Origin of the sequence: Teredinibacter sp. KSP-S5-2, from assembly GCF_032773895.1 — a bacterium.
In the GTDB taxonomy this organism is placed as follows: Bacteria; Pseudomonadota; Gammaproteobacteria; order Pseudomonadales; family Cellvibrionaceae.
This window is the reverse complement of record NZ_CP120416.1, coordinates 851,426-873,570: the sequence shown is the minus strand read 5'-3', so window position 1 is coordinate 873,570 and position 22,145 is coordinate 851,426. Positions and strand designations below refer to the sequence as shown.

The window sequence follows — 22,145 nt, the reverse complement described above, 5'->3', positions numbered from 1 at the left end:
CAGCATACAAATGAATAAACAGGCCCCTTTTGGTAGCTGGGAATCTCCGATTTCGGCAGACATGGTTGCGGGTAAAACGCCCAAAATTAGCGAAACCCATGTCGATGGGAATCGAATTTTCTGGCTGGAAACCCTTGCCGAAGAAAAAGGCCGCTGTGCCATTATGATGCACAAAGACGGGCAAAACCAGTGCGTGCTGCCCAGACCACTTAGCGCAAAAACCAAAGCGCACGAATATGGTGGAGGCAGTTATTGCGTTGTCGGCGAGACGATTTATTTTATTCTGGCAGACGACCAACGGATTTATCGTTTAAACCTGGCGAAACCTGAATACAACATCGCTCCGCTCACACCCGAGTCGCAACAACGCTTTGCCAATATTCATTACGATGAAACCCGCGATAGATTAATTGCGGTATGTGAAGACCATAGTTGTATTTCTGACAATACGCCCTACCCGCAAAATTATTTAGTCAGCCTGGATATTAAAGCATCGACTGAAGAAGAACTGCCCTGCATTCACCCCACCCCCCTTCACCAGGGGCAGGACTTTTATTCCAACCCATGCGTATCGCCCGATGGCAACTGGTTAACCTGGCTGACCTGGAATCACCCGGATATGCCATGGGATGCCTCCCAGCTTTGGCTGGCTGAAATAAATAAACAAGGGCAACTGCTTCACCCCAAAGTCATCAATTCAAACCGAAGAGAAAGCATATTCCAACCACAGTGGTCTCCCGCTGGCGATTTATTTTTTGTCTCTGACCAAACCGACTGGTGGAACCTGTACTTTTTTTCCGCCAAAGATATCTCCAGCTCACTGGAAAGAGAAAATGCCCAAACTGTTTACCCATGTGAGGCGGAATTCGCTACACCGCAATGGGTATTCGGCATGTCGACCTATGCCTTCCTTGATGAAAACACGCTAATAACCTGTTTTACTCGAGACGGACAATGGCAACTGGGGAAAATACACCTGCAAAACAACAAGCTGGAAATAATAGAAACAGGATTAAATGATATTAGTGATGTTTCCGCAAACAGTGGCACAGGTGCATTTATTGGCGCAAGCGCCACGTCTTTCCCCTCCGTATATCAACATAACGCCACTGCAACTCAGGCGTTAACCGAACAACCCGTCTGTCTTGACGATGGTTATATTTCCATAGCCCAGGCTTTTACCTTTAACACCGGAGAAAACCAGAGAGCACATGCTTTTTATTACTCGCCTAAAAATAAAGACTACGCAAGTAACGGGCCCGCACCTCTTATTGTGCTCAGCCACGGTGGTCCAACAGGAAGCACATCCAGCAGCCTGAATTTAAAAATACAATTCTGGACCAGCAGAGGATTTGCCGTTGTCGACGTCAATTACCGGGGAAGCACCGGTTATGGTCGACAATATCGGGAACAGCTTTACCCGCTATGGGGGATTGCTGATGTTGAAGATGTTTGTGCGGCGGCGGACTATGTAGTCAAATCCCACTGGGCAGATCCGAGCAAGAAAATTATCAAAGGCAGCAGCGCAGGCGGTTATACAACCCTTGCCGCGTTGGCTTTTTCCGATACCTTTTCTGCCGGTGTCAGTTTATACGGTATTGGCGATTTGGAGCTACTGGCCCAAGATACCCATAAATTCGAAGCACGCTATCTCGATAAATTAATTGGAGCATACCCGGAGGAAAAAGACACCTATATAAAACGCTCCCCACTGTACGCCACCGAAAGAATATCCTGTCCTATTATTTTATTTCAGGGCCTGGATGACAAAGTCGTACCTCCCAATCAAGCGGAACAGTTTGTTCAAGCAGTAGACCAACAGGGACTTCCGGTAAGCTATGTGACCTATGCCGATGAAGGCCACGGCTTTCGCAACAGCGGTACTGTCATCCATATGTTGAATGCAGAACTGGAATTTTATTGTAAAATTTTTGGTATTCACCGTGACGATCAAACTGACGTTCTTGAAATCAAGAACCTTTCAAATTAACACAGGGATAAACACATGGGCCGATGGCGACCACCCGTAAAACGCGGTTCTCCCTATATCACCGCCCAAGGGGCAAAAGCGTTACAAGAAGAGTTACATTACCTCTGGAAAGAAGAGCGTCCTAAAGTGACTGATGCTGTGCATGAAGCAGCAAAGAATGGAGACCGCTCTGAAAACGGTGATTATATTTATGGAAAAAAGCGGCTCAGAGAGATCGACCGAAGAGTTCGATACCTGAGTAAACGTCTGGACGAACTCATCATCGTGGATCGTATTCCAGATAACACCAATCAAATATTTTTCGGCGCCTGGGTAACGCTGGAAAAAGAAGACGGAGACGAAGTCTGCTATCAGATCGTCGGGCCGGACGAGTTTGATGTGTCCTCAGGAAAAATCAGCATGGACTCACCACTCGCCAAAGCTCTTTTGAAAAAGAAAAAAGACGACGCTGTGTTGGTGAGATTACCCGAGGGAGAAAAAGAGTTTTATATTCTGGATATAGAATATCGTCCACATTCGGTGGAATAGTGTTTTAGAAATCTTTTAATTCTTCCGATATTCCCTTGGCACCAGCAAAAATAAAATCCTTGCTGAAGAATTCTTTCAACTCTGCATCGTGACTACTATCGGCCAGCACACTTTTTATGTAGTAGTCACGGGACAATTCACCGGACTCAATCAAAGATAAGTCAACAATCCGCTCAGGACACTGCTTCCTATTGGTATCCGTCAGAATAATAATCTTCGGCAGACGTCGCGCTCGCGCAATGGTTTCCAATACCACACCAATCTGGCCGTTAATTAACTCTACTATGCTTCCGGGAGGGTAGAGACCAACCGTTTGAATAAAAGCTAAAGCTAACTGATCGTCGAACTGTTTTCCTCGCTGCTCGTAAATCTCTCGCAAGGCATCGGTTGTGGACATGGCTTTGGCATACACCCGATCACAGGTCATTGCATCATAGGCGTCAACAATCGAGATAATTCGACTAAACAGGGAAATACTATCGCCACTCAAGCCTCTTGGATATCCCAAGCCATCCGGCCGCTCGTGATGACAATATGCGACATCAACAGCTCCTTCATAAACCGTTCTTTTTTCCAATAAGATTTTTCGCCCGAGATCCGCATGCTCTCGCATGAGCTGGGTTTCCTGATCCGACAGAGGGCCAGGTTTATTCAAAATTTCATCGGGAACGCACATCTTTCCAATATCGTGCAACAAGGCACACAGGCCCAAGTTCCGCAACTGATTAATAGTTAAGCCCAACTTTCGACCAAAAATAACCGATAAGGCGCAGACATTAATCGAATGCTCAGCGGTATACTCGTCCTCTTTTCTAAATCTGGATATCCACATCAGTACATCGGGATGGCGCAATACGGAAGAGACGCATTCATCCACCACCTTACGCGCTCGGCTTGTCTCAATGGGAACTCCCCGGCGAACATTATTTAATACCTCTTCAACATATTCAGTCAGGTTTTCAACCAACGCCTCAACATTTTTGTGTTCGACTTCAACACTGGCTGTAGTTTGGTAGGAGGTCGGTTTTCGACCGATGAGCACACCGGACTCGAAATCAACAGGCTTATCAAATAAATGGCGATCTTTCCCTTTAACCCAAACGTACTGGCAATACTTGGCGACTTCGGCTACATCTTCCCGCGAACGAATATAAAAGCCCTGCATCAAGAAGGGCGTATCTAACCATTCTCTATCCAGTTCGGTAATGAACATCCCTATTTGTAGATTGGATACAGGTATCCAGACATCACGATTTGTACGTTTTGAGACGGATGATTGAGGGTCTTCTTCTTTCGACATATTTTACAAACTATATTTTTAACACTAACCCTTTTTTCTGGTAGTCACGTAATTTAATACCAAAACTTCCATCGCGCCAGACTTGTTTTATTAAATTTCGCCTGGGCAGCACGCCCTCCTCGATGAGAGACAAATCCAATATCCTCTCCTTCTCAAGGAATTTTTTATCTTCACTCATTACGACAATAATTCTGGGTAAATGGCGCATTCTCTGGTTTGCTTCAATAACAATTCCAACTTCACCGCTGTATAGCTCAACGATGCTTCCAGCGGGGTAAAGCCCAATTGTTTTAATAAACTTCAGCGCAAGTTTTTCATCAAATTGCTTGCCACGCTCGTTGTAGATAATTTTTAGCGCTTCGGTTGAGGTTTTAGCTGGGGAATAACATCGGTCTGCAGTCATTGCATCGTAGGCATCGACTAATGAAATAATACGTGAAAACTGTGAAATACCATGTCCAGGTAGTTTTCTGGGGTAACCTTCGCCATCAATTCGTTCATGGTGACTATAGGCTACGTCAATTGCGCCGGTATAGAGACTGCTAGTAGAAAGCAAAAGATTTCGTCCGTGAACCGTGTGTGCTTTCATCATGCTAAATTCTTTAGTCGTCAATGCTGCAGGCTTATCGATAATCTCCACCGGAACACGCATTTTGCCAACATCATGTAGGAAACCGCACAAGCCCAGGTTTTCCAACTCCTTCTCATCCAAGCCAAGCTGTCGTCCAAAAGCAATGGCCAAAATACATACGTTCAAGCAATGCTCAGCGGTATACTCACGCTCTTCCCTTATTTTAGTCATCCAGAGTAATGCATCGGGATGCCGTAATACGGACTGAACACAGTCTTTTACTGTATCCTTCGCCACTTGAGTATCAATAGCTCCGCCAAGACGAATATCATCAAGCATACTTTTGGTGAGTGAACGAGCCTGCCGAAAAGACTTGTAAATCTCTCTATGTTCGTCAGCGAGGGAAACTTCTGGTTCGAATATGGGAATATGGGGTGCGGAAGACGCTGTACCTACATTCGAACTATATGAGGATATTTTCTTGGTATAGTCGGTATCAATCCAGACGTGTTCGCAGAACTCCGCAACAATATCAATATCTTCAGCATCCTCAATTAAAAAGCCCTGCATAATAAACGGTGTATCAAGCCATTCTCTATCCAACTTGCAAACATACATGCCTACTCTTAGGTCTCCCACATGTAACTTCTGGATGTCCGGCATCGTATTCCACCCTGTTTTGCAAACACATCTTATGATTCATCCCCGACAGCCCCTAAGACTGTGATCTAGAACGGGTACCTGTTCAATAGTAAAAGTATAGAAGTGAACAAAGGGTTTGAAAGATCAATTGGTTTTAGAGAACAGCCGAAATACCGAAAACCAATAACAAAGATATCTATTCAGAAAAGAGGGCTCTATTAAAAGAGGCAAGGGGTATCACCGAGCGATGATACCCCTTAGGAAGCTATATCACATTAATAACTGCATCGACAAAATAATCGATGTTGGACTCTCTCAAACCGGCCAAACTAATTCGGCTCGAATCCACCATATAGACAGAATAATCCGCCGCCATTTTGTGCACTTGCGCCTCAGAAAGCCCAAGAAATGAAAACATGCCTTTTTGGTTAGCAATATGCGCAAAACGATCACCACAACCCGCAGCAGCCACCTTCTCACAAAATCGGTTTCTCATATCAACGATACGAAGGCGCATACCCTGAAGCTCGGCCACCCAACTCGCTTGAAGTTCTTCATCCATTAAAACCCTGGCAACCACTGACGCGCCGTGAGATGGCGGCATGGAATAGATGCCTCTCACCACATTATTTAATTGGCTCAGAATTACTCCAGTTTGCGAAACAGCTGAAGAAACCACACCAACGGCGCCAACCCGCTCCCGGTATAAGCCGAAATTCTTTGAACACGAAATGGCGAAAATGACTTCGGGTAAATTTTCAGCCAGATAAGACAGACCATACCGATCATCTTCCAAGCCGTCTCCAAACCCCTGGTAAGCCATATCAATAAATGGCACTAACTGCCTGTCTAGCATGAAACCAGCCAATAACCGCCATTGTTCGGCGGATAAATCAGCGCCACTCGGGTTATGGCAACAAGCATGTAGCAGGACAAGATCCCCCGGAGAAGCTTTGGAGAGCCCTTCAAGCATCCCTTCAAAATCAAGCTGGTGAGTATCGAAGTTGTAATAAGGGTATGACTGGATCGTCAACCCGGCATCCCCCAGTAAAGGAACGTGATTACCCCAAGTAGGATTGCTGACCCAGATCCTGGCAGTAGCCTTAGCTCTAACAATCAGCTCCGCTGCCACCCGAAGTGCACCACAGCCACCAGGGGTTTGTACAGTGGCGACGCGCCCATCCTTTAAGGCAGGATGGGATTCTCCAAGAACCAGATCTGAAATCAGACGATTAAAATCCGGGTTTCCTGCGGGCCCAACATAGGCTTTACTCTGCTCAGTCTCAAGCAACCAGTGCTCTGCACGTTTTACCGATGAAAAAACTGGCGTAGCACCGGACTCATCACGGTAGACACCAACACCAAGGTCAATTTTGTTCGCGTTGGCATCATTTTTATACTTTTCTATTAGCCCTAGAATTGGATCCACAGGGAGAAGTGGCAAGGAATCAAGCAACATGGTCACGGCAATACATCATCTGTTTGAGAAAAACGCAGTATACACCAGAATATGCTGTTAATTACCCGGCTTAATGAATCAAAGCCGGGCTTGATTTTGGGTCCGAATGACGTCTTCCAAAAGCTCAATATTGTCTTTCAAGTCATCTCTTTCCGGATATTTGCGATATGCCAACTTCATTTGGCGTAATGCAGATGGGTAATCACCGTTGTCTAAAAACACCTGTGCTTTGCCCAGAATGGCTTCCTTTCTCACATCATCTAAAGCTTCCGCTCGAGTATAAAGTAACTCGGCTTTGGTAAAATTTTGTTTCCCAAGGTATAGCTCCGCCAAAGCAATGATTGCCAGCCCATTATTAACGTTCAACTCAACCGCACGATCAAAATACTTTATCGCATCGTTCAAGCGGCGATTAGCGTGAGCAATTTTACCCTGGTGATAAGCCAAAATACTGGACTGATTGTTACTTATGCCTTTTGTAGTGGTGGCAACTTTCGACAATAATCTATCAGCGCTATCCCACAATTGCTGTTGATATAACCAAGATAAGGCCTGATGCACTAATTCTATATCTTCAGGTTGAGCTGCCACAGTCTCGGACAACAACTCAATTCCACGATCGTAGTTACCCAACTGAAAATTAAGTTGAGCCGCGATTTTTTTGTTTTCAACCCCAGCATTCCCCAACCGAATTGCTGCCTCTACACTACTCAATGCAATTTCTTTTTCCTCTGCCTGTAAGGCTGCGCTTGCGCGCCTTAACCAGAGCTGGGGGTTAGATGGATCTTTTTTCAACAACTCAGAAGATAAAGATAATGCACTCCCAGATTGCCCTGAATCAGATAACGCCATAAGCAACCCATATTGCCAGCTTGTATTTTCTGGCTGTAATGCTATTGCGTACTGAAAGGCGCTAATCGCACTCCAGGGATTATGTAGCTGCAAGTTTAAATACCCCAACTGGCCATGGGAAAATGCGTCCTTTGCGCCGTAAGAAACTGCTTTTGCCAAATGGTCTCTCGCAGCCTTCGGTTCATTTTCCTCAATATATATTTTTGCCAAGTTCACATGTGCGCGAACCAACTGAGGCATTCTTTTTAGCACGTACAAATATGTATTTTTTGCTTCCGTCCTGTTATTTAACTGCGACAGTATCTGCGCTTTTAATATATGTAAAGCAGGGCTAAGTTCGATATCAAATTTCTCATTAAGTATCCCCAAAGCCTCTTCCAGCCTTTCCTCAGCAAGCAGCTCCCTTAAACGTTCTGCCATTTCATATTCTTTACTCGGAACTACAGCCTCTCTCTTTCTAAGAGGATCCGAAAACTGGGGAATTTCTATCTCTTGCGGGGAGAAAACAAATTTTATATCTTTCGCACTCACACAAACAGGAAACAGCAATAAGCAACAAAAGGAAAGAGAAAAACTCTGCTTGCACAAACGACTTATATTTAAAGTACATTTATTCATACACACAACTCTAATTCTGAATAAAGGTGATTGGCCAATCGTATCTAGCATGAACAGCCTCGCCATTTTTTTTGGGCGGTGTAAACTTCGCGCTTTTCACGAGCTCACGAATTGCCACCTCCATTTCGGGATACTTACTATCAAGTATTTTTAATAAAAAAGTATTACCACCCTCATCAATGAGCACCTTAACTTGTGTAGCCACCCTAGAAATTCCTCGCCGCCTCAACTCCCAGGGAATTGACACACTTTTCCTTGAAATAATGGTCGGCATCTCATCCAGCTCTGACATTTCCACTTCTGGAAAGTCCACCGCAAGCAAATCTTCCCACTTATCTTGCTCTATAGGTAAATCATCGTACTCTATTTTTTCTAATTGAATTGTTTTCATCGAAGGGGTTTTGGAAAAAGTCAGCTCAACGCCAGCACTATCGCCAATAAGGCTCATTTCCATAACAGAATCCGATGAGTCATCGACAACCTTTTCCTCTGGTGGAGGCGGTGGAGGGGGCAATCTGGAAACATCGACCTCCCTGATAACGAGTGTTTTTTCTTTTTCCAAGGACGGAGACCGAGACATCAACGCGACAAGAGACAATAAAAAAAACGCCATCAAAACCGATAAAAAAACAGAAATAAAAGCGTATTTAAACGCCTTTTTATCCAACTTTAAAAACCATAAATGTTTAAACATACAACGACTACTGCTCGGATGTTGCAATATTTATCTGTTCCGCCCCACCAAGTTTCGCTTGATCGATTACTTGAACCAACAATTCCGTAGAAACAGTTTTATCCGCTTTAATTACTAGCGGCTTTTGCTTTCTTTTCATCACACTTGAAACAGTCGACCTTACGCCAGAAACGCCAACATTTGCCCCATCGTAAACAACCTGACGATCCGAGGTAATTGCAATCAGCACAACATTTCTCTCTAAAGATTGAGTAGATACTGCCTTTGGCTTTTCGATATCCACTCCAGTTTCCTTAACAAACACCGTAGTAACGATAAAAAATATCAACAGAATAAACACAACATCAATTAGCGGAGCCAGATCAATATCTTGTTTATTATTTGTCTCAAGCCGCTGCTCTAAACTCATCCTCATTACACAGTCTCCGGATGTTCAATACACCACGCCACAAGCTGATTATTCAACTTCATCAATAACAGCCATCCAGGTACAACCAAAAGCAACCCTAACTGTGTAGTAAACAGGGCATCAGCTATGCCGTTTGATATCAATTCCTGCAATGCCATGTTTCTTCCATACGACATAAAGCGAAATGTTTCGAGCAAACCCGCAATCGTACCCAACAAGCCAAGCAACGGCAAAGCACTCAACAAGGCAGGAAATGTGTCCGACCAACCGCTAGCACGCTCATACCACTGCTCACACTTATGAGAAAACAAAATAAGATACATAAGCATGCTGTAGCAGAAAATCGCAAGAAGCAATATACAAAGAACTACAGGATTACTAAAACTAAAAAGACTTAAATAACTCAGATCACTCATCACTAACACTACAATTTAATTTTACTCAATTTAATCGCATTAGACTCCAAGCTTGCCGAGTAGTTTTTTATCTTTCTACTTAACAGAGCATTGATAAGTAGCGCAGGAATTGCAACAACCAATCCCAGCTCAGTCGTCACCAAAGCTTCAGAAATACCACCAGATACGACTGCGGGATCACCGGAACCGAACAGCGTCATCATTTTGAATGTGTCGATCATACCGCTCACCGTTCCTAGAAGTCCCAACAGTGGGGCAACAGATGCGGTAACAGCAATAACCCCGAGAAACCTCTCCATCTCATATTTGTTATCTAAAAGAAAAGCAAAGAGTTTATCATCTCGTTTATCTGAAACTGGATTTTGCAAGGCAATTTTTAATATATTACTTTGTGCGCCCTTCAAAGACTTCAGCAGCAGGGTCAGCTCAGCGCGTTTTGTTTCTTCATCTTTTTTCACAATACGTTCAACCCGCTCAACAAAATTAGGTAACAAGCGAGGAAGACGCACAATATAAGTCGCCTTCATTAATGCAATTGTCGTTGCCAAAACGGCAAAAATTAGGATCGGAACGGCCCACAGACCACCCCGGGATAGGTGCTGCAACAAACTATCTTTTTGTCCGTATACTTTCAACGCACGATCTAAAGATGGATCAAAAACGACCAGACCACGTTTTTCTTGGTAGAGACGCTGCAATTCCTCTCGCTCTGACGAGGAAAACAAATATGCCGTTTCAGGCAGCCCTTCTCTTGGTTCAGACAAGATCCCGGCTGAATGATCATCCTCATCCAGATACCAGCTGACGGGACCAATTTTTATACTCTCAACATTCCTGATCTCGCCGTTTTTAATTACAACCTGAGTCGCTCTCCACGATGGGTACAATCTACTTTTAGCGCCAGAAATGTACTGATCCAAAAGATCAATACCATTCATAATATTGTCTTCAACACTCTTCACATCTGATACAGGGTAATCAACATCTTCCGCAAACCCAATCAATAAATGCTGTTGGTAAATATTCTGGTTTCGCCACTGAGAAACCTGATTCCGTAACTTATCCAACCCCAGAGTCTGCTCATCGCTGAGCTTTCTTGCTTCTACAGCCTTTTGCCTCAATGCGGACAATTGTCTTTCCTTTAGTCGAATTTCATCCTGCATTGCCCCCATTTTTTTTGTAATCAGAGACTGCTGTTTCTCAAGCTTATGCTGCGATTTTTTTATATCGTCGACTATCGATTCAGATAATCCATCAGAATAGGAATAATCGGCCAGAATAAAAACAGAAAAGAAAAATAAAAACAAAAATCGAATACCATTCATAATCACATCACACTCACAACTACCTTTGTGACAAGGACAACTTATCATTAACGCTAACAGGTAAAGTTACCAACTCAGCCTCAGAGTTATTTTCCAGAATATTAATAACAGCCAGAATATCTTTAGGGTTAAGCTGTTGATTTAACTCTGAAGATGCACTCTCCATGTGCCACCACTTCCATCCTTCAGAGGTGGGTTTTCCGTAACCGTAAAAGGCGCCATCATCACTTGAATACCAACCTTGGGATACGCCCATATAAACCTGTTTTACCTGCACATCTAACGTTTCTATTTTCATGGAAGCCTGATGCAAAACCACTCTAGATTCAAAATGGTTCATTTTTTTTAGAAGATCGACAATCAAGTCAAGCTTTTCACTATTACTGGATAGATCAACGTCCAGTTCATTTATCCTGGAATTCCATTCCGCATTCAATGGTGGTGGCAACTGAAACGCAAGATCCTTAATGGATAACAACGACTGCCTAACCTTCGCCTCTAATGCAGATTGAGATTTCTCCATTTCATTCTTTTGCTGAACAAGATCTAATCTTTCGGCTTCAACTTCGCCTATCAAGCCGGAATTTTGTTCAACAATTCGTTTCAACGCTGCGGCCTCTTCATCCAATAAAGAAAGATAGTTTTCCATACTCTTTCTCTTCAAGTGCCATTCAGAATTCAGGGTATTAACCTGATTCTCGATATCAATCCAATTCTTCACCAAACTATCGTAGCCATGAACCGAATCACAGTATCCAACACGGCTTAATAGAAAAACCCCAAACAGGAATAAAAATTTTCCTAATATCACATAGTTATTATTCATTATTTACCTTGCCCCATCTCTCTTGAGGTCTCTTTTCTTCGTAATGCTCTTTCCATTTCACGCCGTCTATTATCATCTGCAATATCGTCATTGCGACTCTTAACCCGGTAACTGGCAAATCCTTTGTTATAGCCTTCAAAAAAATCTTCTTCTAACTCATCGGGACATATATTGTTATATTTTTTCCCGCTGAGCCCAATGTCATATCCGTTATCCGCAGTACAAAATACGAACAAACCGGCCTCATATCCTTGTAAATACGAGTTAACGTGGTTCTGAGTAAGCTTCGGTTTACACGTTTTCTTATATTTACGCAGTAAATTTAAGTCATTCCCATCCTGAGCCTCTTCCATACCACGTTGCTTCCAATCTATCTCATCACAATTTCCAGCAAATAGAGAATTGGCGCAAAGCGCCCCCAATATGAACAGAGCAACCTGTATATAATTCAACATCTTTCTTTCCTATTAAAACTGCAAAAGGCGATAACATTTTTGGCTTACAGAGTTAAACACGTAATACATACCTCGTACCCGACAAAAAAAAAATTTTTTTCGTACTGTCTAAAAATCACTTTTCAAAGCGTCAAATAACGTTAACAATCTAGCAAAACCCCAAAAAAGGAATAATAGGAATAAAAAACATGAATGTTATATCGAAAAGTTTTGATCAATACGACATCAAAATACTTTCCGCACTGCAAAAAAATGCGGGAATTTCGATGTCGGACCTGGGCGAAGCTGTAGGACTCTCCCACACACCTTGTTGGCGTAGAGTTAAACGTCTGGAAGAAGAAGGCTATATCCGCGGCAGGGTTACGCTACTTGATCCGTATAAGCTAAATCTTGCCGTAACTGTGCACGCCTATATCACAATAAAAAAACACGACGAAAGTTCCCTGAATGCATTTGAATCTTCCGTTACTGTGGTTGAAGAGATTGTTGAGTGCTACTCAATCACAGGAGACAAGGACTACTTACTTAAGGTGGTCACGTCTAGTGTTGATCATTATGAAAAATTATTAAAAAACACCTTGGTTCACCTACCCAACGTTGACTCAGTAAATTCGGTTTTTGCTCTAAAACAAATTAAATATTCAACGGAACTGCCTTTAAACAACATCAGAAGTTAAATGTATTTTTCCGTTTTTCGACACGAGTCCGAATTCAACCTTACACCACAAATCATGCTATACAAAAAGCTAAACTGAAGTAAGTAATCACACTCATAGAGGACGCCGCTGGATAGCAAGCTGAAAATAAAAAGCCCACTAAAAAAGTGGGCAAGAAACAAGACTAAAAACTAGGACAAACACTAACGTTGAATACATGAATTCTGTTAGTTGGGGGAGGAAGTACAGAACTCATCAACTAATTAAAAATATAGTCCAGAACGCAATTCAAATATGGAACAAAGTGAAATAACGGATGCGGTTATCATTTAAAACCACCATTAAAAATGTCAACAAATTGACCTTTATACATTTCCCACATTATTCCGCGCCATCATGCCACTAACAGAACCTACTCAGCCCGAATAGACTTTATTTTTTCCATTACTTCTTGTGCAACCAGATCCGGGGTAAGTCCATCAGCTACAACAGTAATTTGAGCGTATTTATTATAGAGAGACAGCCGCTCTTGATAGATATCGTCTAAAGAGCTTCCAGGCTGACTGGCTATTCCCCTGGTAGATTGGTTACTGACTCGCTGCTTCACAGTGCTATGCGATATGCTTAAATAGACAACCACACCAACCTGAGTCAGTGCCGACATACCCGTTTCGCTATATACAGCGCTCCCTCCTGTTGCAATAACATGATGATCGAAACAGGCTTTAGCCAAAATCTCCTCTTCTTTTTCTCTTAGTGCCAAATAACCTTCTCGATCCAGATATGACTGCAATGTTTCGCCAAGCGCTTCCTGTATCAGAATATCGGTATCGACAAAGGCTTTTGCCATGTACTTAGCCAATAATACTCCAACCGTACTTTTTCCAGCACCAGGCATACCGATTAAAATGACCGAACTTTTCACATTTATCTCACTATTTAAAGCGTTAAACCATGGCACAAATATTTGGCTTCAACATACTCCATAATTCCGGACTCCGAACCTTCACGTCCAACCCCAGACGCTTTTACGCCACCAAACGGCGCCATTTCGTTGGAGATTCGCGTATCGTTTACGCCAATCATGCCAAATTCTAGTTGAGGAATAACTCTGGCACATCGAGTAGCATTTTCCGAATAAAAATAGGCAGCAAGCCCCGCTGGGGTTTTGTTGGCCAAATCCACAGCCTGCTTTTCTGTAGAAAACTTTGTCACGGCGACAACCGGCCCGAAAATCTCTCGCTGAAATATCGCCATTTCAGGAGAAACATTTTGAATCAATTTTGGAGGATAAAAAAAGCCTTCACCCAGATTTTTCTCTGCTGGCGTTTTTATCGATATTTGTAACGCACCTCCACCAAGTGCATTCTCAACGAGAGACTGAACCTTTTCCCGTTCATGCCGAGAGTGCATGGGACCAAGATCGACAGATGGATCATATCCTTTCCCCATTTTTAATGATGTTATTCGTTCGACCAGTTTTTGACAAAATGCATCATGGATGCCTTCATGTACAAGGAAACGATTAGCCGCAATACATGTTTGCCCCGTATTTCTAAACTTGGCAAACATCGCCCCTTCAACAGCTAAACCAAGGTTCGCATCATCAAAAACAATAAAAGGTGCGTTTCCACCAAGCTCCAGGGATAAGCGTTTAATTGAATGAGCGGAGTTCTGGTATAACCATCGTCCCACATCGGTTGAACCGGTAAAGCTAATTTTTTTAACCCGTTCATCACCAGTGAATACCTCTCCCACCATTTGTGGTTCACTACTCACCACAAGGTTAAACACCCCCGCGGGAATAGCTGCCTGCCTGGCTAATTCACTAATCGCAATAGCCGTCAAGGGCGTCGATTCAGCGGGTTTAGCAATCACCGTGCAACCGCAGGCCAAAGCAGGCGCGGCTTTTCTAGCCAGCATCGCAAATGGAAAATTCCACGGCGTGATCGCTGCAACAACCCCCACAGGTTCGTATATGACTTCTGCTCGCTGAGCCAGGTTTTTAGTCGGTAACAAAATACCGTTTAAACGTTTAGCCTGTTCAGAAAACCACTGAATGTACGCCAGGCCATAATCAATTTCTGCTCTGGATTCCGCAAGCGGCTTACCCTGTTCATATGTGATGATTCGAGCAAGATCCTCCTTGTTTGCCACAATCAAGTCATACCATGCTCGCAATAAATGCTCCCGCTCTACAACCGGCTTACTGCGCCAGGAGGACAAAGATGAATACGCACTGTCCACCGCTGATTGAACAAGCGCTTTAGTAGCGGATGGCAACGTGCCAATGGTTGCACCCGTCGCGGGATCAATCACATCGAAAAAGGCATCGCTAACGCTGCACCATTGCCCACTTATATACGAGCCTTTTTGAAGCAACTCATAATTATTCAGCTGTATCATGACACCTCCGGGCTAACTTTTAACAAAAGCTTACCAGTGTGTTTTCCCTGGTCCATGCAGGTATGGGCATTTTGCACCGCTTCGATGTCCATCATGTTGTATACCTGAAAAATACTGGGGCATATTTTTCCACTCACCACATGCTGCCAGAAAACACGCTCAACCCCGTCACGTAATTGTTGTTTATATTGTGACGATTCTGAACGCAGGGTTGAACCCGTCAAGGTTAAACGTTTCAACATCACTCGCATAAAATCAATATCAGCGCGGGAACCGGCCATGTAGGCAATATTGATAATTCGACCATTGTTGGCGGCACACTGAATATTACGCTGAATATAATCGCCACCGACCACATCTAAAATTAAATCTACACCCCGGCCATTGGTAGCCTCCTTGCATACGCGAACGAAATCATCTCGCAGGTAATCAATGACAACATCCGCACCCAGGGTATAACAAAAATCACACTTATCCGTGCTGGCGGTGGTAAAAACACGACAACCGTAACTCTTGGCCATTTGAATCGCCGTTGACCCAATACCACCACTTCCACCATGCACCAACAGAGTATCCCCCGGCTGCATGCGTCCACGTTCAATCAGGTTGGAAAATACAGTAAACATGGACTCCGGTAATCCTGCGGCCTGCTTAAGCGTCAACGCACCGCTCACAGGCAAAATTTGTCCTAGAGGCACATCCACGTGTTTCGCATAGCCGCCTCCGTTGGTTAATGCACATACCGCTTGTCCCGGTTGAAAGGAAGTTAGAGTGTCGGAGGCAATCTCCTCAATCCAACCGGAGACTTCCAACCCCAGAACAGGAGAAGCTCCAGGGGGCGCGGGATAAGCACCCTGGCGCTGAAGAATGTCAGGGCGATTTATCCCTGCGTAGGCCACTTTGATTCTTGCCCATCCGGGAGCCAATGGCTCGGCTTCAAACGATTCAAGACGTAAAACGCTGACATCGCCGTGACCATCACAAATGACCCTTTTCATATTTTTCTCTAAGGTGCCAACCGCTCGATATGCCAACCACCCTCTTGTCTACGATATTGAAAACGGTCGTGTAATCGTGCCCCACCACCCTGCCAAAATTCAAATAGTTCGGGCACTACGCGATAACCACCCCAAAAATCAGGCAGCGGTACTTCACCCGCTTTAAACTTATTTTTGATTGACTCAAACTGCATTAACAATGCTTTGCGAGAGGAAATCGTGCTGCTTTGAGAAGATGCCCAGGCTGCGATTTGACTGTCCCTGGGACGTGTCACAAAATAACTTAAGGTTTCCTTTAGCGAAATTTTTTCTGCATTACCACAGACCTTCACCTGTCTCTCCAGAACATGCCAGGGAAAATGCAGAGATACTTTTGAGTTTTGTGCAATATCTTTGGCCTTGTCACTGTTATAGTTGGTAAAAAACACAAAGCCTTGTTGATCAAGGTGTTTTAAGAGCACAATACGTTGCGAGGGCTGGCCACTGCTGTCAACAGTAGCCAAGGTCATTGCAGTTGGGTCATGCAGCTCGGCATCAATGGCTTGTTGCATCCAAAACTCAAATTGCTCATATGGATTGTCTTTGAGATTATTCCGGCGTAATCCACCCTGTAAATATTCTCTGCGGATAGCTTCAAGCTCCATGACATTCAACCTTATAATCGTTCACAAACGTAAATTATTACATAAAAAACATATGGGATGTTCGACTCAACCATGAAGACATGCACAATACTTTCGCTCATGTTCGCCGCCACTATTTCTTCGGCAAATGAGTGTAATTTTACGCCACAAACAGAACTGGAAACCCTGTATTGCCAGGTAAGTCAAACACATCCAAAACCCAATTTGGTCAACATCTATGAATTTCGTAAGAATCCCCCAAAGGTTCAGAAATTAATTCTCAAACCACACCTAAAGAAAATGGGGTTGGAGCTACCAAAAGATAGTTCAGATAAAGCGAATGCCAAAACGAATACACAAACCGACCAACCAATACAGGATAACCAACTATCTAATTGCTCGCTTACCGGAAACACAATTCGCTGTAATCGAAATACCTACACACTACTTACCAACAAGAACAACAACGAGTTAAGCCAGTTAGCATTATCTCAAAGCAATCGGCTGGACCTGCCTGAAAAAAAATCCCCGATCTATACAGGAAAATCAGACCAGGAGTATCTGTCTTCAATATACCCATACTACTTGGAGAAAATGATTGGAATCGGCCTGGCAGAAGTCACCATGACCTTTACCAAGTTTGTTGCGACCTACAAAACAATTGTTGCGGAAAAGAAAAGCTTTTCGACACGTTTTGAAACCATGTACGAATTTCTAAAGAAGGATAAAAAACACAACCGAATAGAGAGGAATACCCGGCCAGTAACCGTCACAATTGAACAATGCTACTTTGCCGGGAGAAAACTAATCGTCTGCGATGATGTTAACCACAATTGGCTTTTCAGCATTGCAGAAAAGCGGTGACCACTAAGGCACCGCAATCAGTTTGAATTTTTGTGTATCGCTATTGGTATTTACAGAAAGTACTACCGGGGTCAGTTCACCAATATCACTGGTTGGTGTAATCACATAACTTGAGCTGAGATTATTCCGCAAAGTAACCGAGTCAGCATCCAAATCAACCAACCAACGAGCCTGACTCATATAGAAATTGTTTTCACTTTCCAAAGCTTTAGAGAAGCTAATAAGAAAACGATATACCGCCATAAAGTTGGCTGCAGAAGGAGCAATCATTTTATCTTCCGCACTGGTATTAATCAGTAGAAACCGCCCATCTACGTCATGCTTAAATTGCCATACCTGCGTAGTATCATTGCTACAGGAATTAAAAACCGCACCTCGATATGTATCACCAGTATCGGAATCCTTTATATCCCCCAAATCCAGACAGAATGTGGGATTGGATACCGACTGTAATTTGTATGAGTTTTCGGTCAACGTGTCACTGAAAAACGCTCCTGCATTAGTTAGAGATACGCCATCCAACCGAGTGTTTTCACCCGTTAAAACTTGTTGAGACGATTGATTATTAATAAAGTCTGATGTCTTCCCGCCCACATCTACTCTATTGCCAAAAACCTGCAAGTTCGTCGCCCAAGTTTCTGTATGCCAGCTTTCGTCGGGCTCCACATTAGTTACTTGCTGTGACTCCACATCATCAGTGGAGTTATAAAAAGAATTATTGCGAACTTCAGTATTATTACCCAAGTTCCGAATAACCGTCTCGCCATTAGCTGCTCCGGTCTTAATGGCAGAATCAAAAATATTATTCTCAATAACAGTACCGTCTACCCCTTCATGCACAACCACGTGCTCATTCAATATATTTCGCCCGAAGGTGCTTAATCGAATTTTGTTACCAGTGTTTTCAGGCAAAAATTCACCCGGAGTTGGAGCTGTCGTCCACTGGGAATCATCAGAACCTATAACAGCGCCTTGCGATGAAGATGAGAACTCTGAATTCTGTATTATATTATTGCTCGAACCGTTTCGAATACGTAAAGCGGCTCCAGTTTGCTTGACGACATTCAGGTAATCTATTTCATTATGGTTGGCGGAATCCAGGAGTAAACCCGTTTCCCCATTCTCTAAAGATATATTAGAAACCTGCCAGTAGTCCCCGGTTAGCTTCAAGACAGAGGTATTAATTGCACCGTCACCGATGAGAGTAGCATTACGACCAACTTCTCCCCGCATAACAATTGGGCGATCTACAGTACCGCTAGCAGCGGAATAAAAATAGGCAGAGGAATCTCCACTGGTATCCGTTGCCCCCTGATACTCTCCGTCAAACAGAAAGATTTCATCACCTGCACTTGCATTAATTAATGCCTGCTGTAACTGAGTGGAGTTTTCCACAGTTAACCAGTTATTATCTGATCTCACCACCAGCAACGAATATGTAATGATATTTGGTGTATCGCTAGTCGAATTTTCAGCCACAGATTGGATAAGATATCTATTTTGACCTGGATCTAGCTGAAGTGCGTACACTTCATTTGCGGGCAAAGTTTCACCCTGAAAAACATAAACCGGATCATCATTGGCATCCAGTTTTACGGCACCATTCTCATCAACTTCATATTTAGAGATAGTTATTGTTGCAGATGATGAAGTTGGAACGACAGTTAAACCTGTTGTTGCAACAGTATTACTGACAACAGCACCAACCTGGCGACGAGTACAGGTAAAAGGAGCCGTCAAAGTGCTATTTTCTACGGAAAGAGATTCCAAAGTGGGGAGATTAGCTAACTCCGTAGTCGTAGATGGCTTACGTTCAACGTTAATAGTGTAAGTTTCAGTTTGAGTTTTATCTTCAGACTGAATAGTTAAGTCAAATACATTAAATTGATTAGAACTACTGCCATACTTCGGCAGATCAGTTAGCGAAATTTCTTTATGATATGCGCGCCGACCGTTAATCCAAATCTTTGCTCGAGGTTCGGAGAGCACAGGTTTTATTTTTAAAGAGCAAAAAGAAAAATCAGTTTCCAGTTTATATTGCTTGGTTGCCGTTTTAAAATTCAAAGACTCAGACAATGCTGTCACCTTTAAACTTCCCTGATAGAAACCATTGGAGTCGATCAACAAGTTCTGTAAACCAGCGTCAGAGCTCACTTTGTGAATTTTAATTCGATATTCCAAACGATAGGTATTACTGGCATCCACCACGGTAACCATATAGGTGTTGTCACCGTCTTGTACATCGCGTAAACCTTGCTCGCCAGATTGAACCTCAATCTCATCAATAATTATGGTATCCAGCTTTCCGTTATTAAGTAGCTCCGTAGACACCGTAGCAATTAAAATCTTTACGTTACTGGAATTAGCTGTGGGTAAAATACTGATCGAACTCACAGAACTATCCACAGACAGCTCATATGGTCCAGTTTCGCCTTGCTTAAAATCGAGCAAACTTTGGTCGCCGGCACGCACATCCAGGTTACTCAATGTTAAATCTGGAATCTTTGTTAACCCGGTTTCAGCATCACCGCCACCACTGCCACCGCAGCCAGCCAGCACCAAAAACGAGAGCAGAGTTAACATCCAAGACGTATTGAGAATTGTTCGCGACATCACCGTAAAACCTGATTTTCATTGATATTTTTCACTACAACCATTGCGTGTATTTCCACGCAGGCGGGACAAGGTACAGACATTCTTGTAAGGAGTAAAGTGAATGCTAACCCCCTAAACCAAGCCCCCAATCGACTGGTCTTCGATCTACTCACATAACAAATAGTTCCTTAGATTAAAAACTCTTTATATTTCAGAAAGTTAGCCTTGCCACATTTCGCCATAATTGCACATCTTTGATCAGACTCGACGCCAATATCGCCCGGTTTTGGCCACATTTTGCCTGTTTAATGACAAGTATCACCATCGTTCCCAAAGAACCGTGGAAGAGAAAAAACAGAGCAAGGTCAGGTAAACGCTCTCGACTCAGGCCTGAATACACAGGCCATAAGAAAGACAACAAGAGGTTAAGCTCATGGCTCAAATACTCAATCAATTACTGCCTTCCACGACAGGAGGCTTCATCCTGTGGTTCCTCACTGCAGTTGTCGTACTGTATTTCTCACGCAGCGCAGCACATCAAGCCATTCGCGCGCTATTTGGCAGTCTCTACTCAGGCCTGCGTCTGGGCTCAGTGGCATTGGTTCACGCTCGCAAACAACTCAGAGAACGCAACCGCGATGTGTTGCTCAACTTGGGACGAGAGCACACTGAACGGGATCTGGAAAAAGAGTTTTTCGAGATCAGCAAGTTCGTACAAAAAGACTTGGGCGGATACCCTCAGCTGCAAAGACAAATCAGCGAGCAGATTTCTCAAATTCAGGACGATTACGAACAAAGCAAAGAAGTTCCTATGGCCGCCCCGGATTGGGTGGATGCGGTTGAAGCGGTAAGCAAAATCAAAAACACGGACAACAACCCGTCGCTGAACAGCAAAATACTGGAACAGATTCACCAGTCTGTTCAACAGCAATATAAGGAAAACCTGGAGGCATACCGCGAAGAAAAAAGCGCGCGTAACAAGAGCTTGAAGACGATGACCCCCTATTGGCGCAAACTCGCCTATAGCGTGGACGAAGTCGGTGTTCGATTGAAAGAAATTGTTACCCGCAGTCAAAACATCGACATGCATATGGAGAAGTTTGACGAAATTGTTCACGGCACAGATAAAGCAGAGCAATCGCTAAAAGCGTCTGCCATTACACAGTTTCTCATTGCCTCAATCGTGATTGCCATTGCCGCAGGTGGAGCCTTCTTTAACTTCCACCTGATTGCCTTACCCATGTCGGAAATGGTGGGGTCGTTGCAACGCATTGGCGGTGTAAAAGTGGCTGACCTGGCTGCGCTGGTCATTATTTGTCTGGAAGTCACTGCGGGTATCTTCTTACTGGAAAGCTTGCGTATCACCAAACTCTTTCCATTAATCGGGTCCATGGACGACAAGGTACGTCGGTTCATTTTATATGCAGCAGCATCCGTGCTCCTGATTCTAGCTGGTACAGAAGCCGCCTTAGCATTTATGCGTGACCAGATTGCCGGCGACCTGGCTGCATTGCGCGCATCACTGTCCGGCAGCGAAGCCACTCAGGTACACAGCGGTGGCATCAATGAGTGGATACCGCTTACCGCAAACATGATTCTTGGTTTTGTTTTGCCGTTAGCGCTGACCATGGTTGCTATACCGCTGGAATATATGCTGCAAACTGGCCGCACAGTCATTGGTGGTCTGCTGGAATGGGTACTCAACAGCATCGCTGTGGTACTTCGAGTCGTTGCAACAACGGTTCGGTACACGGGTAAAGTTGTGATTCATGCATACGACATTTTGATCGCTGCACCACTATGGATAGAAAGCATGGTGCTAAAACGTACACAACAAACCCGAACTTCATCAGAACAGGATGAGTTTGCGTCGTACCAGGATACAACGTCTCGCGAAACAGCAAGAGGGAGAAATTAA

Annotated in this window: 20 protein-coding genes; 5 read left to right on the top strand and 15 right to left on the bottom strand. The window is 43.8% G+C overall.

Features of this window, described 5'->3' with window-relative positions; translation table 11 throughout:
- Window positions 1-10: 10 nt before the first annotated feature.
- The gene (locus tag P5V12_RS04060) at window positions 11-1,990 is read left to right on the top strand and encodes a S9 family peptidase (RefSeq protein ID WP_316955959.1); all 1,980 of its coding nucleotides are present in this window, start codon (window positions 11-13) and stop codon (window positions 1,988-1,990) included.
- Window positions 1,991-2,005: 15 nt separating this feature from the next.
- Window positions 2,006-2,518 (top strand): transcription elongation factor GreB, encoded by a 513-nt coding sequence (greB, locus tag P5V12_RS04055; RefSeq protein ID WP_316955958.1) that lies wholly within the window; start codon window positions 2,006-2,008, stop codon window positions 2,516-2,518.
- 4 nt (window positions 2,519-2,522) lie between these two features.
- Here greB and P5V12_RS04050 read toward each other — a convergent pair whose 3' ends face one another.
- The 10 genes from P5V12_RS04050 to P5V12_RS04005 all read right to left on the bottom strand — a co-directional run bounded on the left by P5V12_RS04050 (window position 2,523) and on the right by P5V12_RS04005 (window position 12,085).
- Window positions 2,523-3,818 carry an HD-GYP domain-containing protein gene (locus P5V12_RS04050; RefSeq protein ID WP_316955957.1) on the bottom strand — a complete coding sequence of 432 codons (1,296 nt, stop codon included), beginning with the start codon at window positions 3,816-3,818 and terminating at the stop codon, window positions 2,523-2,525.
- A gap of 10 nt (window positions 3,819-3,828) precedes the next feature.
- On the bottom strand, window positions 3,829-5,052 hold the full coding sequence (locus P5V12_RS04045) for an HD-GYP domain-containing protein (RefSeq protein ID WP_316955956.1): 1,224 nt from the start codon (window positions 5,050-5,052) through the stop codon (window positions 3,829-3,831).
- Window positions 5,053-5,296: 244 nt separating this feature from the next.
- Complete coding sequence (locus tag P5V12_RS04040) at window positions 5,297-6,487, bottom strand: amino acid aminotransferase (RefSeq protein ID WP_316957406.1); 1,191 nt, start codon at window positions 6,485-6,487, stop codon at window positions 5,297-5,299.
- Between the two features lie 81 nt (window positions 6,488-6,568).
- Window positions 6,569-7,762, bottom strand: a complete 1,194-nt coding sequence (locus tag P5V12_RS04035; protein WP_316955955.1) for a tetratricopeptide repeat protein — start codon at window positions 7,760-7,762, stop codon at window positions 6,569-6,571.
- A gap of 208 nt (window positions 7,763-7,970) precedes the next feature.
- Window positions 7,971-8,522, bottom strand: coding sequence for an energy transducer TonB (locus P5V12_RS04030; RefSeq protein ID WP_316955954.1), 552 nt, complete (start codon window positions 8,520-8,522; stop codon window positions 7,971-7,973).
- A 139-nt stretch (window positions 8,523-8,661) separates the two neighbouring features.
- Window positions 8,662-9,069 carry a biopolymer transporter ExbD gene (locus P5V12_RS04025; protein ID WP_316955953.1) on the bottom strand — a complete coding sequence of 136 codons (408 nt, stop codon included), beginning with the start codon at window positions 9,067-9,069 and terminating at the stop codon, window positions 8,662-8,664.
- Window positions 9,069-9,479, bottom strand: a complete 411-nt coding sequence (locus tag P5V12_RS04020; protein ID WP_316955952.1) for a MotA/TolQ/ExbB proton channel family protein — start codon at window positions 9,477-9,479, stop codon at window positions 9,069-9,071. Before P5V12_RS04020 ends, P5V12_RS04025 begins: the two co-directional genes overlap by 1 nt.
- Window positions 9,480-9,487: 8 nt before the next feature.
- On the bottom strand, window positions 9,488-10,804 hold the full coding sequence (locus P5V12_RS04015; RefSeq protein ID WP_316955951.1) for a MotA/TolQ/ExbB proton channel family protein: 1,317 nt from the start codon (window positions 10,802-10,804) through the stop codon (window positions 9,488-9,490).
- Between the two features lie 19 nt (window positions 10,805-10,823).
- Window positions 10,824-11,630 carry a DUF3450 family protein gene (locus P5V12_RS04010; protein ID WP_316955950.1) on the bottom strand — a complete coding sequence of 269 codons (807 nt, stop codon included), beginning with the start codon at window positions 11,628-11,630 and terminating at the stop codon, window positions 10,824-10,826.
- The gene (locus tag P5V12_RS04005; protein WP_316955949.1) at window positions 11,630-12,085 is read right to left on the bottom strand and encodes a DUF2799 domain-containing protein; all 456 of its coding nucleotides are present in this window, start codon (window positions 12,083-12,085) and stop codon (window positions 11,630-11,632) included. The genes P5V12_RS04010 and P5V12_RS04005 overlap by 1 nt, the downstream gene beginning before the upstream one ends.
- Before the next feature lie 188 nt (window positions 12,086-12,273).
- On the opposite strand from P5V12_RS04005, the gene P5V12_RS04000 reads away from it, so the two are divergent.
- Window positions 12,274-12,762 (top strand): Lrp/AsnC family transcriptional regulator, encoded by a 489-nt coding sequence (locus P5V12_RS04000; RefSeq protein WP_316955948.1) that lies wholly within the window; start codon window positions 12,274-12,276, stop codon window positions 12,760-12,762.
- Between the two features lie 391 nt (window positions 12,763-13,153).
- Here P5V12_RS04000 and P5V12_RS03995 read toward each other — a convergent pair whose 3' ends face one another.
- The 4 genes from P5V12_RS03995 to pdxH are packed head-to-tail and all read right to left on the bottom strand — an operon-like array spanning window position 13,154 to window position 16,789.
- Window positions 13,154-13,666, bottom strand: a complete 513-nt coding sequence (locus tag P5V12_RS03995; protein ID WP_316955947.1) for a shikimate kinase — start codon at window positions 13,664-13,666, stop codon at window positions 13,154-13,156.
- Window positions 13,667-13,680: 14 nt separating this feature from the next.
- The gene (locus P5V12_RS03990; RefSeq protein WP_316955946.1) at window positions 13,681-15,147 is read right to left on the bottom strand and encodes an NAD-dependent succinate-semialdehyde dehydrogenase; all 1,467 of its coding nucleotides are present in this window, start codon (window positions 15,145-15,147) and stop codon (window positions 13,681-13,683) included.
- On the bottom strand, window positions 15,144-16,145 hold the full coding sequence (locus P5V12_RS03985) for an NAD(P)H-quinone oxidoreductase (protein WP_316955945.1): 1,002 nt from the start codon (window positions 16,143-16,145) through the stop codon (window positions 15,144-15,146). Before P5V12_RS03985 ends, P5V12_RS03990 begins: the two co-directional genes overlap by 4 nt.
- 8 nt (window positions 16,146-16,153) lie before the next feature.
- On the bottom strand, window positions 16,154-16,789 hold the full coding sequence (gene pdxH, locus P5V12_RS03980; protein ID WP_316955944.1) for a pyridoxamine 5'-phosphate oxidase: 636 nt from the start codon (window positions 16,787-16,789) through the stop codon (window positions 16,154-16,156).
- A gap of 72 nt (window positions 16,790-16,861) precedes the next feature.
- Between pdxH and P5V12_RS03975 the strand changes: the two genes are divergently transcribed.
- Window positions 16,862-17,632, top strand: a complete 771-nt coding sequence (locus P5V12_RS03975; RefSeq protein WP_316955943.1) for a hypothetical protein — start codon at window positions 16,862-16,864, stop codon at window positions 17,630-17,632.
- Between the two features lie 3 nt (window positions 17,633-17,635).
- Here P5V12_RS03975 and P5V12_RS03970 read toward each other — a convergent pair whose 3' ends face one another.
- Complete coding sequence (locus tag P5V12_RS03970; RefSeq protein ID WP_316955942.1) at window positions 17,636-20,245, bottom strand: cadherin-like beta sandwich domain-containing protein; 2,610 nt, start codon at window positions 20,243-20,245, stop codon at window positions 17,636-17,638.
- Between the two features lie 415 nt (window positions 20,246-20,660).
- On the opposite strand from P5V12_RS03970, the gene P5V12_RS03965 reads away from it, so the two are divergent.
- Window positions 20,661-22,145, top strand: a complete 1,485-nt coding sequence (locus P5V12_RS03965) for a hypothetical protein (protein WP_316955941.1) — start codon at window positions 20,661-20,663, stop codon at window positions 22,143-22,145.

Coding starts and splice junctions, on each gene's coding strand:
- P5V12_RS04005 (WP_316955949.1), bottom strand. CDS start 12,085: ATGTTGAATTATATACAGGTTGCTCTGTTCATATTGGGGGCGCTTTGC.
- P5V12_RS04025 (WP_316955953.1), bottom strand. CDS start 9,069: ATGAGGATGAGTTTAGAGCAGCGGCTTGAGACAAATAATAAACAAGAT.
- P5V12_RS03975 (WP_316955943.1), top strand. CDS start 16,862: ATGAAGACATGCACAATACTTTCGCTCATGTTCGCCGCCACTATTTCT.
- P5V12_RS04010 (WP_316955950.1), bottom strand. CDS start 11,630: ATGAATAATAACTATGTGATATTAGGAAAATTTTTATTCCTGTTTGGG.
- P5V12_RS04000 (WP_316955948.1), top strand. CDS start 12,274: ATGAATGTTATATCGAAAAGTTTTGATCAATACGACATCAAAATACTT.
- P5V12_RS03970 (WP_316955942.1), bottom strand. CDS start 20,245: ATGTCGCGAACAATTCTCAATACGTCTTGGATGTTAACTCTGCTCTCG.
- P5V12_RS04035 (WP_316955955.1), bottom strand. CDS start 7,762: ATGGCAGAACGTTTAAGGGAGCTGCTTGCTGAGGAAAGGCTGGAAGAG.
- P5V12_RS04060 (WP_316955959.1), top strand. CDS start 11: ATGAATAAACAGGCCCCTTTTGGTAGCTGGGAATCTCCGATTTCGGCA.
- P5V12_RS04045 (WP_316955956.1), bottom strand. CDS start 5,052: ATGCCGGACATCCAGAAGTTACATGTGGGAGACCTAAGAGTAGGCATG.
- greB (WP_316955958.1), top strand. CDS start 2,006: ATGGGCCGATGGCGACCACCCGTAAAACGCGGTTCTCCCTATATCACC.
- pdxH (WP_316955944.1), bottom strand. CDS start 16,789: ATGGAGCTTGAAGCTATCCGCAGAGAATATTTACAGGGTGGATTACGC.
- P5V12_RS03985 (WP_316955945.1), bottom strand. CDS start 16,145: ATGAAAAGGGTCATTTGTGATGGTCACGGCGATGTCAGCGTTTTACGT.
- P5V12_RS03990 (WP_316955946.1), bottom strand. CDS start 15,147: ATGATACAGCTGAATAATTATGAGTTGCTTCAAAAAGGCTCGTATATA.
- P5V12_RS04020 (WP_316955952.1), bottom strand. CDS start 9,479: ATGAGTGATCTGAGTTATTTAAGTCTTTTTAGTTTTAGTAATCCTGTA.
- P5V12_RS04015 (WP_316955951.1), bottom strand. CDS start 10,804: ATGAATGGTATTCGATTTTTGTTTTTATTTTTCTTTTCTGTTTTTATT.
- P5V12_RS04050 (WP_316955957.1), bottom strand. CDS start 3,818: ATGTCGAAAGAAGAAGACCCTCAATCATCCGTCTCAAAACGTACAAAT.
- P5V12_RS03965 (WP_316955941.1), top strand. CDS start 20,661: ATGGCTCAAATACTCAATCAATTACTGCCTTCCACGACAGGAGGCTTC.